This window comes from Psychrosphaera aestuarii, assembly GCF_017948405.1.
Lineage (GTDB): Bacteria > Pseudomonadota > Gammaproteobacteria > Enterobacterales > Alteromonadaceae > Psychrosphaera > Psychrosphaera aestuarii.
Map to the genome: position 1 here is coordinate 2,076,592 of NZ_CP072844.1, position 12,981 is coordinate 2,089,572.

10 protein-coding genes are annotated in these 12,981 nt (G+C 39.5%); 8 read left to right on the forward strand and 2 right to left on the reverse strand.

Annotated elements, in window-relative coordinates; genetic code table 11:
• Window positions 1–357: 357 nt before the first annotated feature.
• Window positions 358–1,287 (reverse strand): alpha/beta hydrolase, encoded by a 930-nt coding sequence (locus J9318_RS09460; RefSeq protein ID WP_210559686.1) that lies wholly within the window; start codon window positions 1,285–1,287, stop codon window positions 358–360.
• Between the two features lie 449 nt (window positions 1,288–1,736).
• On the opposite strand from J9318_RS09460, the gene J9318_RS09465 reads away from it, so the two are divergent.
• A complete protein-coding gene (locus J9318_RS09465; RefSeq protein WP_210559687.1) occupies window positions 1,737–2,954 on the forward strand; it encodes an EAL and HDOD domain-containing protein in 1,218 nt (405 codons plus the stop codon).
• A 27-nt stretch (window positions 2,955–2,981) separates the two neighbouring features.
• On the opposite strand, the gene J9318_RS09470 is transcribed toward J9318_RS09465, so the two are convergent.
• Complete coding sequence (locus J9318_RS09470) at window positions 2,982–3,227, reverse strand: GIY-YIG nuclease family protein (RefSeq protein ID WP_210559688.1); 246 nt, start codon at window positions 3,225–3,227, stop codon at window positions 2,982–2,984.
• 114 nt (window positions 3,228–3,341) lie between these two features.
• Between J9318_RS09470 and J9318_RS09475 the strand changes: the two genes are divergently transcribed.
• The 7 genes from J9318_RS09475 (at window position 3,342) to J9318_RS09505 (ending at window position 12,966) form a co-directional block, all read left to right on the forward strand.
• Window positions 3,342–4,769: a DEAD/DEAH box helicase gene (locus tag J9318_RS09475; protein ID WP_210559689.1), complete on the forward strand. Its 1,428-nt coding sequence runs from the start codon at window positions 3,342–3,344 to the stop codon at window positions 4,767–4,769.
• 86 nt (window positions 4,770–4,855) lie between these two features.
• Complete coding sequence (locus tag J9318_RS09480; protein ID WP_210559690.1) at window positions 4,856–6,532, forward strand: monovalent cation:proton antiporter-2 (CPA2) family protein; 1,677 nt, start codon at window positions 4,856–4,858, stop codon at window positions 6,530–6,532.
• Between the two features lie 44 nt (window positions 6,533–6,576).
• Complete coding sequence (locus J9318_RS09485) at window positions 6,577–9,756, forward strand: Ig-like domain-containing protein (protein ID WP_210559691.1); 3,180 nt, start codon at window positions 6,577–6,579, stop codon at window positions 9,754–9,756.
• A 71-nt stretch (window positions 9,757–9,827) separates the two neighbouring features.
• Window positions 9,828–10,502, forward strand: coding sequence for a nitroreductase family protein (locus J9318_RS09490; protein ID WP_210559692.1), 675 nt, complete (start codon window positions 9,828–9,830; stop codon window positions 10,500–10,502).
• A 13-nt stretch (window positions 10,503–10,515) separates the two neighbouring features.
• Window positions 10,516–11,568: an aldo/keto reductase gene (locus J9318_RS09495; protein WP_210559693.1), complete on the forward strand. Its 1,053-nt coding sequence runs from the start codon at window positions 10,516–10,518 to the stop codon at window positions 11,566–11,568.
• A 163-nt stretch (window positions 11,569–11,731) separates the two neighbouring features.
• Complete coding sequence (locus J9318_RS09500) at window positions 11,732–12,115, forward strand: GntR family transcriptional regulator (RefSeq protein ID WP_210559694.1); 384 nt, start codon at window positions 11,732–11,734, stop codon at window positions 12,113–12,115.
• A gap of 2 nt (window positions 12,116–12,117) precedes the next feature.
• On the forward strand, window positions 12,118–12,966 hold the full coding sequence (locus tag J9318_RS09505; RefSeq protein WP_210559695.1) for a hypothetical protein: 849 nt from the start codon (window positions 12,118–12,120) through the stop codon (window positions 12,964–12,966).
• Window positions 12,967–12,981: the final 15 nt, after the last annotated feature.

A 12,981-nucleotide genomic window follows, 5' to 3' on the forward strand; every position in this document is an offset into this window, starting at 1 on the left:
TAACGTTTAGATTTACTCATACTAAATATTAATAATCAGATTGAAGATATCGCCAAACAGCAAAACATTGATGTTGAAGAAGCAAAACACAAACTTATTACGCAAAAACAACCGCTGCCGGTTATGGCTACGCCGTCTCAAATTGCAGATCTTATTCTTTTCTTGTGCACTGATACCGCCCGAAGTATTACTGGCTCCTCCTTTCCATCGATGGGGCGTGGAAGGCGCAATAAACGAAAAAGCCATTTAACTAAAGTTAACAACTAAAGTTAAATGGCTTTTTGACTATTGTTCAATTTAGCTCGGTAATAATAGGCCTCTTTGCATTACTAATATTAAATTCACTATTATCAGTAATTAACGATTAACAAAGGATCCAATTAAACTATATAACTCTCTGCACTCCTCACTTACTAAATCTTCTATATTCATAAATGCATGGATCATATTTTTAAACTCTCGAACCTCGACATTGACCCCTGCTAACCTTAACTTTTTGGCATACTCAAGACCTTCATCGCGCAGTGGATCGCAACCTGCAATTACTACTAGGCTGTCAGGCATAGTGGCATCAAATGGTCCAAATAATGGCGACATTGCCTCACGGTCTTCATAATCATCAAAATAGTTATCGAAATACCATTGAATTCGTGTTTTCTCTAATAAAAATCCTGTGCCGTTATCTTCTACCGAAGGCATACTAGAAGTGTAATCAACACTTGGATAGATAAGAATTTGTTTGTCTATTTTTAACGACTTATCCGTCATCGCGCGAATGGCAAGAGTCGTGCATATTGCACCACCAGCGCTATCACCGGCAATAAGCACCTTATTTCCATATTGAACATTCTTTAAAACTTGATGAAAGCCTTTAACCACATCTTCACAATCGTTAATACCAGCGGGATAAGGAAACTCCGGCGCTAAACGATACTCGACACTAATAACAATACAGCGAGCAGCAATAGCTATTTTTCTGCACATGGGATCGTAAAGCTCAGTGCTTCCGCACATATGGCCACCGCCATGAAAATAAATGAGAACTGGTAACTCTTCTTCTGGTGCTGGACTATAAACTTTAACGGGTATTTCCATTTGATCAGCAAATACATAACCATCTTCAGCGTATGCCAACTTTGGAACTTGCGTAACGAACGCGGCTAGTTTTGCTAAATTTGCTCTCGCTAATTCTGGAGTTGCAACTACACCATCTTCTTTTGCTTGAGCGATTGCTTGGTTTACACCAGTAATAAATTCATTCAAATGTTCAGCTAATTCACCACGCATTTATTGTTCCTTTTTTGGATTGGTTTCAGGCAAAAAGAAACTGCCGACAAAGAAGCTACTACTTACTAAGCCAATGAGCAAGAATGACACAGTGTAGTCGCCCATGTTTAAATCGACTAACTTACCAAATAACCAAAGTACAATAGTAGCTACGTAGCAACTAATTTAACAAAATCAATAGCTTAGCTATGTCATTTCCGCACCGTCACCAGCAATTAAAACAATTACTTGGATTAAGTTGTTAGCGCTAGGATATGGTACAACAGCTTACTAACCTTATAAATATTCATCTTTTTTCCTTAAAGTTTCGTTGTACAAATTTCACTTCATCATAGCTTTTTTAACAATGCTACTGTAGTGCAGTGGCAAAATGTAAAAGGATATTTCACAAACACTAATATTAATGCCAGAATAAGACGAATAATAAAAATACAATTAAAGGTAACATTTTGAGCATTCAGTTTTTGGCCAAACAACCTATTCTTGACATTAACTCTGATGTCATTGGATACGAGTTGCTATATAGAGATTCAGAAGAAAACGCCTTTCCTCCGGGGTTAACTGATGAACAAGCCTCTGCAAGAATGTTTTATGAAACCGCCCTATTCCACGGTATCAACAATGTCACCGAGCAACGAAAAGCGTTTGTTAACCTATGCGATAAAAGTGTTCTTCGACAGCTGCCAAACCTTATCCCACGAGAGAATTTAATTGTTGAAATTGTTGAGCGCAGTAGTGTCGATGACGATACGATCGTAGCTATTGCTGAACTTCACGAGTTAGGTTACGTATTTGCACTCGATGACTACGATTTTGATACTAAATGGTCCCAACTAGAACCTTATCTCAGCTATGTTAAATTTGATATTCCAGAAGACAATGCTTTAATCGCACCAACAGTCGAAAAAATTAAGGCTAATTTTCCGAACGTAAAGTTAGTCGCCGAACGTATTGAAACTAAGTTACAAGCTGATTTTGCTTTTGCTTGTGGGGTTGATTATTTACAAGGGTATTATTTTGCCAAACCACAGGTTATGAAATTTAGAAACATTGACCCATCAAAAGTGGTCGCAATGGAGCTGGTTAGTTGCCTCACTAAAGAACTACTCGACTTTGACCATGTTTCTAAAATTTTAAGTCGTGACATTAGCCTAACCGCACGAGTTATAAAACTAGCAAATGTATCTTTAGCCTTTAGAAACCTTAATATATCTAGCATTAATAAAGCAGTTGTTTATTTGGGTGAAGATATGATGCGTAAATTTATTTCAGTTGTTGCTGTCTCTAAACTAGCGACTGATAAACCAGACGAAATTGTATTGCTTGGGTTAAGACGTGCGCTCTTTATACAGAATTTACCCGCATTAATTGGACAAAAAGAATCTCCTACTGGTTTTCTTGTCGGGTTACTATCCGTACTAGACGCAATTTTAGACTGCTCCATTGAGGAGGTAATAAACAAACTGCAACTACAAGAAAAAATGGCCAATAGTCTTCTTAATTACGAAGGACAATATGGTTGTGCGTTACAACTTGTAAAATATGTAGAAATCGCTGACTGGAAAAATGTAATCGCACTTATTGCTGAAAAGTTTCCTGGGCAAGAGTTTAATATTGACGGTTTATATGTAGAGGCATCTAAACAGTCAGAGGCACTGTTACGTTAATTTAGCCTTGGTTTTATCTTCTGCAAATTACAGACGACTGATCAAAGCTAGTTTTTGATGGCGTGACAACTTTTTTATTTGATATTCCCTCTTCGACGCGTCACTTCTAGACTCCGCGCTTTCGGTGTATACCATTGCGACAGGCAGTCGACAGCGAGTGTATTTTGCACCAACCCCAGAGTTATGCTGTTGTAATCTGCGAGCACAATCTGTGGTAATTCCTGTATATAAACTCTCGTCTGCGCATTTTAATATATAAACAAACCAACTCATTAGTGATTTATGGCCCTATAATTGTCCGTGTTGATTGCTAAAAGAGCAGTTTTCAGTTAGTCTTCAGCGCCTTTTGCCCTTGAGCAAATTCTAATTTTTTTAAAGTGAGTGTTAATGCAATTTACCGACTTAGGTCTTTCCGACGCGCTGTTGAGTGCGATCAACGATCAGGGTTACACCAGCCCTTCTCCAATCCAAGCCCAGGCAATCCCAGCCGTGTTAGAAGGCCAAGACGTTATGGCCGCCGCACAAACGGGTACCGGCAAGACTGCAGGTTTTACACTCCCTTTATTAGAGCGATTATCCAAAGGTCAACGCGCAAAAGCAAATCAAGTTCGAGCTTTAGTACTTACACCAACACGTGAACTCGCTGCACAAGTTGCACAAAGCGTTGAAACTTATGGAAAAAACCTACCTCTTCGCTCAACAGTTGTATTTGGTGGTGTTAAAATAAACCCACAAATGATGGCCTTACGCAAAGGTGTTGACATCCTTATCGCCACGCCAGGTCGTTTGATGGACTTATATAGTCAAAATGCAGTTAAGTTTGACCAACTAGAAGTTTTAATTTTAGATGAAGCCGACCGTATGTTAGATATGGGCTTTATTCATGACATCAAAAAAATACTTAAAATCTTACCGGTCAAACGTCAAAACTTAATGTTCTCAGCAACGTTTTCTGACGATATTAAGGAATTAGCGCAAGGTCTTATGAACAATCCTGTTCATATCTCAGTATCGCCAGCAAACTCGACAACCGCGACTGTTGAACAAACCTTATACAATGTTGATCAAAGCTTTAAAGCTCGTTTATTAATAAAGCTAATAAAGAAAAACGATTGGCAACAAGTGTTAGTTTTCTCTAGAACAAAGCATGGCGCAAACCGCTTAGCTAAGAATCTTGACTCAAAAGGTATTACCGCAGCTGCTATCCATGGCAATAAAAGCCAAGCAGCACGAACCAAAGCACTTGCCAACTTCAAAGATAAATCGATTCGCGTTTTAGTTGCGACAGACATCGCAGCGCGAGGATTAGACATAGAGCAATTGCCACAAGTGGTTAACTATGACTTGCCTCAAGTGGCTGAAGACTACGTTCACCGTATTGGCCGAACAGGCCGTGCCGGTGCAGAAGGTAAAGCAGTTTCATTAGTATCGGGCGATGAATTTAATAGTTTGACTGATATCGAGCAATTGATTCAAAAACACATCGAACGTCAAGTGGACGAAGATTTTGTGCCGCAAATGCCACTGCCTAAAGCGCGTGATATTAGACCACCAAAAAAGAAAAAACCTAAAAAGAACAAGTCATTAAACGACAGTTCTGCTGAAGATAAAAAACCTCAGCGTCGTTCAAATGGTCCAAGGCCCGCAAATTCTGCAAATAAGCCAAGTAGAAAACCAGCCGCTAAGTCTGGCTCAAACTCAGGCGCTAAACCAAACAATAGATCAAACAGCAAACCGGGCTCTAAACCGTCAAATAGACCGGCCAATAAGCCAGGTCAAGGTCGCCCAGCAAACAAAAATACCAATAAGTCTTGATATAGATCAGGCATCCTAGCCTAAACCTTTGTTTGCTTATTAGTTAAGGGTTACACTTAAACGGTTCTTTATATGGAGTCGATTAAGTGCATAACCCTTTAATTTTAGAAATCATCTACCTTCTTCTTGCCGCCGTTATAATGGTGCCCCTCTGCCAAGCTATTCGTTTAGGTGCGGTACCTGGCTTTTTAATCGCTGGTATTATTATCGGTCCTTCTGCTCTTGGTTTAATATCAGATGTCGCCCATATCACTCATATATCCGAATTTGGCGTTGTGTTGTTACTGTTTGTCATTGGCATGGAAATGAAGCCTTCTTTTCTATGGAAAATAAAGCGTCTAGTGTTTGGCTTGGGCTCCCTGCAAGTGTTAGTAACAAGTCTAGTTTTAATCTCTATTGCTAAATTTTTATTAGGACTTAATTGGTCAGCCGCAATCATCATTGGCTCCGCATTATCACTTTCATCAACTGCATTCGTGTTACAAATACTTACCCAACAAAAATCATTAAACTCCGAATTTGGTCGCTCAACCGTCGCTGTTTTACTAATGCAAGACTTGGCCGTTGTGCCGTTATTGGCCTTGATTCCGCTGCTATCTGAATCTAATGCTGTAACGCAAAGTTTAGGTTTTGCAGTTATGCAGTCGGTAGGCATTATCGTGGCCGTCATCATGATAGGTAAGTATTTATTGAACCCATTACTTTACCGAGTTGCAAAGTCTGCAAATGCCGAGGTATTTACCGCTACTGCAGTTTTAATCGTTTTAGGAACGGCCTACTTAACAGAAATAGCCGGGCTATCTATGGCCATGGGCGCGTTTTTGGCGGGTTTATTAATTTCTGATTCGGCCTATCGCCATCAAATAAAAGCCGAAGTGCAACCGTTCAGAGGGTTACTGCTCGGCGCGTTCTTTATTTCTATGGGTATGTCTTTAAACATTCCTTTATTGCTAGAGTCGCCTTTATTGGTATTTTCGTTAATGTTAGCGACGATTTTAATTAAAGTAGTGATTCTAGCGGGACTTGCTCGAGGGTTTGGTCACAATTGGACAAAGTCTGCGTCTATCGCCTTTATCCTAGGTCAAAGTGGAGAGTTTGCTTTAGTGCTGTTTTCGCTGGCATTTGCCGCCGACATATTAACGAGCTATCAGTTCAATATTGCCATGTTAGTTGTATTGGTAAGTATGTTAGTTACACCTTTGTTAGCCGTTATTGCAAATCGATATAATAACAAACAAGCTGCATTTGAAGGCTTACATAATGAGATGCCAGAATGTTCGGTCGTTTTAGCTGGCTTTGGTCGCGTTGGCCGCAGCATTGGCGCTATTTTAGAAAGTGCAGGCGTTAGCTATGTTGCCTTTGATCGTTCCAGTGAAATTGTTAAAAAGTATCAAGACAATTACCCAGTATTTTATGGCGATGTTAACCAATCTCACTTATTAAATTCGGCTGGCATTCATCATGCAAAACTCGCTATTGTTACATTAAACGATACCGCAGCTGCCCTCGAGCTTGTTGAGTCACTTCGACATCGCTTTGCCGATCTTAAAATCATTGCAAGAGCTCACAACAGCGATAACTGTTTAGAGCTACTTCAACATGGTGCAAACGAGGTTGTTTCTGAAAATATGGAAGCAAGTATCGAACTTACCGAATTAGCATTAAAAGCGAATAACATCGATGACAAAGATATTCAGCAACTTTTATCGGTATTTCGATTAAATTACTATAATAAAATAAGAGATATGACCGATAACCTATAAGGGTGCATTAATGCTCCTACAATATTGGGAGTTGAAGTAAAATAATGTGGTATTCAGTAAAATCGAAATTCTGTCTATTAATTGTATTATCAGGCCTTTTTCTTGTTGGCTGTAGCTCAGGCGATAGTAACGACGAGCCAACTGACACAGATACGACTATTTCTTTTTCGGTCGCTGTCTCCCCTGTTGATTTCCAATTGTCTGTGGGTCAAGAAGTTCAACTTAGCTACGCGATTACTGCTGATACTGCCTTAACCGTTCAACCTAGCCTTGTTGCTCAACCCTCTCTTGGACAAGTTAGCTTTAATACAGCAGACCAAACAATCACGGTTTCTGCAGGGCAAACAGCAGGCACTGAACAATTTAATATAAGTTTTACCTCCGGCGACATCGTAGAAGTTATTGCAATAACATTTACTGTCAACGACTCAACAGATTCAGATGGTGACGGCGGTACAGATAATGGCAGTGATGAAACTATTATTTATCAAGTCACTTGGCCAACAGACTACATAACCCTATTTGAAGACGAAGTGATCGCGATTAATATCAACCGAAACTATTCGCTTGGTAACGACGTAGTCGAAAACTTCTATTTAAACGCGGCAAACCTTAACGGGCAGCTATCGCAAGACGACAGTCAGTATTTAATTTCAGCTGACGAAGCGGAACAAGACACTTACGGTGAATTACTGGCAGTCAGTGAATACAATGGTGTTGTTACTGAACGTGCGATGCAAATCATTTATTATAATAAAAACCGCAATTTAGAAACGCTCGAACCACCCGTGATTGCTCTCATTGAACCGTCAATGGAACTGGATTTATACCAAAGTAAAACACTTAAATTTGATATTTATGACCCTGATTCTGATCGAATCGCGTATCGCGTTTTATCAGCACCGAGCAGTGTTTCAAGTCATGTTAATAAGGCTGAGTATGGATATGAGTTAACCGTTTCATTAAACGAGCCATTAACAAATGCTAGCGAGACATTAGTGCTAGAAGTGAGTGATGGTCATCTTAAGGACCAAATCGATATTGAGTTAACGCAATCAAACAATAACAATTCAGAAAACGACGCGCCCGTATTACGCATTGAAGAAAACGTCACTTTAAGTTTAATTAAAAAATTAACGGGTAATGAAACAGATAAAATCGCGCAATTTGCCTATAACTTGTCTGACGAAACGCCTGACTTTGTTGATTTATCCTTTTCCTCTACGCAATCAGATTTTACTATCACCAATAATTACCCGTACTTTTCAATCTTTGCCGATGACGTCTCAAGCCTGCAATATGAGCAAATCACACTCTCAGCTAAAGATGCGGGCTTTGAAACTAAACTAACTTTCCACCTTTATATTAAAGATAACTTTTTAAGCTTTTTAGGTGGTAATCCAAACCTAGCACCCTTGTTTGATGTCCCGGTGATACCACCGTTGCTCGAGTCGAAGTCCTACACTTTTTCAATACTAGTCGAAGACTTTGAAAGTCATCCTTATAACATTTCGCTCGTGGCTGACGACAGTGAACTTACGTATAGCGTAGAGGGTGATTCCATTACGATAAACGCTGCACTATTGGCGACTCCCGATGACCTTATTACCGAGTTTGACATAGTCGTAACCGATGTTTTTGGTAGCGACCGTATTGAAACTGTTCCCTTGACTATCTACAAAAACACGCCTCCAACGATTGAGCTTGATACGTCGGCAATTGATGTTGTCGAAACCGGTACACTTGAAATTGCACTGTCTGTTAATGATGTTGATGAAGGGGCACTAACGCCGCAACTTATTTACGATACGAGCAAGATGCAGGCGACTTTCAGTGAAGGCGTTCTTTCAATTACCGCTTTTGAGCTAACTGAAGCCTTTACAGATAATTTCATTATTAGAGCTGAAGATGAGTTTGGCGAAGTGACTGAGTTAGAAGTACCGTTAATAATTAGAACCGATAATTCAGCGCCAGTGATTACTTTTAGCGAGTCACAAATTGAAATTGCCCCAGGCCAATCTGCCAGTTTACTTGTTAATTATTTTGACCCGGATGGTACCGCACTAACTATTACTCGCTTTACTAATAATGCCTTATTAACGGAAAGTTATGACCAAAACACGGGCATATTAACGCTCTCATTAGATGCCAGCGCCGCTTTCCAACAAACCATGACATTCACCACGACGGCTTCGGATGGGTTTATCACAGTTTCAGAAACACTAACCGTTATAGTCCCTGTAGCCCCGTCACCACCTGAATTAACGATTAATGTATTTACACCAGAAGTAGATGAGGAAGAAACCCTCATTATTAATTTCATTAAGTCCGATCAAAATGGCGACAATGTAATGATTACAGTTGCTGACGGTGGCACATTAAATTTTGATACCTTAAATGTGACTGTATTTGACAATTATTTAAGAATCGAGGCGCCAGATAACGTTAATAATGACACTAACTATTCAATAGAAGTTACCGCTACGGACGATAGCTCTGCGGCGCTCAGTACTCGTGAAGTTATACAATTTGTTGTCACCCCGGTTAATGATGCTCCGGAAATAGGCTTAGACAGTAACACGATATTACTCACCAATGACTACAGCACTCGAATTGATTTGAACATTACAGATGTAGATAATTTACCTGCTGATTTTACCGTTGAATTACTCGCAGGTAATGGTAATGCGATTCCCAATACATTAGAAATTGTTGGTTTAGATGTTTATTCATTAAGACTTAAAGCCGCATCTAAAGGCATAACAATGGTAGACCAACCTCTAAAATTGCGAGTGTTTGATGGACAAACCTATGCAGAAGAAACCATATTAGTTACCACCGTATTACAAAATAGTCCTCCAGACTTTGGCAGCTCAATCGACTCGGCACAAGTGCTAGAAGATTACACCGACTTCTTTGATATTATGACCAACGATGCAGACTCAAGCACCGATGGCGATATTGTTACAATAAAGAAAATTAATGTCGGTAATGTATCTGGCGCCAACCCAACCATAGTGACAACAATTGATGGCGTAACTGTTGAAACGCAAACGGGTGTTGGTGTAACCATTACCCAAATAGAGCAATTTATCGCAAATAATAGAATTCATGTTCAAACAGATTTAGGATCTGGAGGCTCGAACGTAACATTATCTATAATTGCAACCGATGGTTATGTTGATGCCATTCATTCACTGCAGCTAAAGATTGTTACACCATAGCCGTTTTTGCACTTGCACAAGTCAGTAAATAAAAGTTAAATGACTTATTATTTATTGGCTTGGAGCCGCGAATGAGCAACGAAGCGCACTATCCTCTTACTGACTTTATTGAATACCCTGAACAAAGAATGGTTGAACGTTCAAACGAGTTTTATCAAAACATCAAACGACGTCATAGTATTCGTAAGTTCAGTGATCGCCCTGTTCCTAGAGAAATTATTGAAAATTGTATAAAAGCTGCCGGTACAGCGCCAAACGGTGCAAACCATCAACCTTGGCATTTCGCTGTATTAGGTAGCCATGACATTAAAAAACAAGTCCGAGAGCAAGCTGAGCTTCACGAGCAAGGCTTTTACGAAGGCCGTGCAGGTGATGAGTGGTTAGAAGCCTTAAAACCATTGGGTACCGACGCCAACAAACCTTTTTTAGAACATGCACCTTGGCTTATCGCTGTTTTTTCACAGAAGAAAGGTGGAATTAATCCTGGCGATCAAAATACCAACTATTATGTACATGAGTCTGTTGGGCTGGCCACCGGCTTTTTAATCAATGCATTACATCACAGTGGATTAGCAACGCTAACTCATACACCAAAACCAATGCAGTTTTTAACTAAAATATGTAACCGCCCGGAGAACGAGCGTCCGTTTATGTTACTGGTTGTTGGTTATCCTGCAGATGATGCGACTATTCCTCATCATGCTACGATTAAAAAGCCACTTGATGCCATTGCTACCTTTTTATAATTTGGATTATTAAATGAAATACAATAAGTTAGGAAGTAGTAACCTAGATATTTCAGAAATTTGTTTAGGCTCTATGACTTGGGGTGTACAAAACACACAACAAGATGCCGATCAGCAAATAGAGTTGGCTTTATCACAAGGTATTAACTTTATTGATACTGCCGAGCTTTATCCCGTCCCTCCCTCTGCAGATACCTACGGCGACACAGAGCGAATTATTGGCAACTGGTTTGAGAGTAACCCTCAACGCCGAGGGGATGTTGTATTAGCCACTAAGATTGCTGGGAACGGACTGCCATGGATTCGTGATGCTAACGATATTGATGGCGAAGCAATTATTAAGTCAGTAGATGCGTCTTTAAAGCGATTAAAAACCGATTACATCGACTTGTATCAATTGCATTGGCCAAATCGAACTTCGCCGCACTTTGCCAAGCATCGCCCAAATAAGATTCGCTTTTCTGAGTTAGACAAAACTCACGAAGTAAATCAAATGCTAGAAATTCTTCAAGCCTTAAACGACTGTGTAAAAGCCGGTAAAATACGTTTTTGTGGTCTTTCTGATGATACAACGTGGGGCATTAATCAATACCTTAAATTAAGTGAAAAATACGCCCTTCCCAAAATGGTATCTATTCAAAATGAGTTTAGCTTATTACACACTAAAGACTGGCCATATTTGATAGAAAACTGCATTCACGAAGAGATCGCTTACTTGCCATGGTCACCGTTAGCCGGCGGCGCATTATCGGGCAAATATCTTAATGGCGCTCGCCCAGAAGGCAGTCGCTGGACATTGACACAACGAAATGGTTTGTTTAGAGACAGCGCACAAAGCCAACAGGCAATAAGTGAATACGCAACTATTGCCAAACGTGCGGGTATTACACCGAGTCAACTTGCCCTTGCTTGGTGTAAACAAGTAGACGGCGTTACGTCTACTATTATTGGCGCAACGTCACTAGCGCAACTACAAGAAAATATTGATGCTTTTGCCATTACGTTAGAGAGTGACCTGCTAGACCAAGTCGATAAGGTGCTACAGCACTATCCTGCGCCGTTTTAAATTGACATCAATTGAAACTTTAAACACTTAACTTTTGCACAAAAAAGCAAAGCGCTTCCTGTGGGTAGCGCTTTTTTTACACCTTTTGTTGCTTAATTTTTGATCTGGTTATAACATTGTTGTACCACTTGTAGTAATGGTACAACTAACTCAAGGTAAATAAATGATCACCATTGATGTTGATAGCGCTGAACCTCTGTTTAGTCAGCTAGTTAATCAAATAAAGATCGCCATACAGCAAGCATTAGTTGCTCCCGGTGATGCGTTGCCGTCTATTCGCCAACTCGCTACCGATTTAGATATTAATGCTAAAACTGTGGCTAAGGCTTACCGAATTTTAGAACGAGATAACGTTATTGAAACGAAAGGTTATAGAGGTACTTTTGTTCATAGCAACGCCATTTTAAACAGTCAGTTTGATTTAGAAGCTTGGATTAATGAGCAGTTGTTTGATGTTATATCGACATTTAAAGATGCTGGCGCGACTGACTCTGAAATTCGAATAGCTTTTAATAATATTATGTCGCAACAGCCAAAAGGGAAATAACGATGACTTACTCAGATCCTGCAATACTCGGGTTTTACCTGGCCGTGATTTTACAAGTAGTAATCACAACCGTTTTAATTCCAATAAATGTCAAAGGCCAATTTAGCCAATACTTATTGTCATTCAGCGAAGAGGCCTATCCACAACTTTACACTGCATCATCAGAGGTAATAAAAAAATACCTATCTTATTATCTAACTTTAAGTTTTGTTATTTCTTTGAGTAGCTTTTATCTAATCTATCTATCCATCTCGAACCAACAAGAGCTGTTTAACTGGGACAATCAATCTGGGATCATCGTTCTCTTTGTTATGTCATTATTGCCATTCTTCTTTTTAATATTTATTAACAAAAAATTCTTTCAACTCTTAAAAGACTTTTCGTCTAACAAACGAAGCGCTTCATTAACACATCGTCGTTGGCAAGATTTTATATCAACGCCTTCTATTATTTTATTAGGGCTAGGTCACTTACTTTTTATTACTGTAAATAGTTACTTTCAACAGTTTCCATTTCAAGGTTATGCCGGCTATACCAACTACCTCGGCTTGCTGTTTTTGGATACGGTAAACGTGATTACAATTGCTTTAATTGTAAGAGGAAAAAACCTAGCCCAATTGAAAAGTGAGCATAAAAAGCGCTTGTTTCAGGCGAAGGCGATCAATGTAAATGTCACCATATGGATAATTGCGGTTTACTACATCACAATGACACTTATTTTAGCGGGTGCTGAATTAAGAGACTTTTCATTAATTATGCAAAGCGTTTACTTCATCTTTGTATATATCATGGTAAACCGGTTATTTGTTGGAGAAAACAAACCTAATGACAACAAAAATACCAGCTCTTAATGGGCCATATTTGAT

Bases quoted from the DNA above. Each gene is read 5' to 3' on its own strand.
- J9318_RS09460 (WP_210559686.1), bottom strand. From the start codon at position 1,287: ATGCGTGGTGAATTAGCTGAACATTTGAATGAATTTATTACTGGTGTA.
- J9318_RS09470 (WP_210559688.1), bottom strand. From the start codon at position 3,227: ATGAGTTGGTTTGTTTATATATTAAAATGCGCAGACGAGAGTTTATAT.
- J9318_RS09475 (WP_210559689.1), top strand. From the start codon at position 3,342: ATGCAATTTACCGACTTAGGTCTTTCCGACGCGCTGTTGAGTGCGATC.
- J9318_RS09485 (WP_210559691.1), top strand. From the start codon at position 6,577: ATGTGGTATTCAGTAAAATCGAAATTCTGTCTATTAATTGTATTATCA.
- J9318_RS09490 (WP_210559692.1), top strand. From the start codon at position 9,828: ATGAGCAACGAAGCGCACTATCCTCTTACTGACTTTATTGAATACCCT.
- J9318_RS09495 (WP_210559693.1), top strand. From the start codon at position 10,516: ATGAAATACAATAAGTTAGGAAGTAGTAACCTAGATATTTCAGAAATT.
- J9318_RS09500 (WP_210559694.1), top strand. From the start codon at position 11,732: ATGATCACCATTGATGTTGATAGCGCTGAACCTCTGTTTAGTCAGCTA.
- J9318_RS09505 (WP_210559695.1), top strand. From the start codon at position 12,118: ATGACTTACTCAGATCCTGCAATACTCGGGTTTTACCTGGCCGTGATT.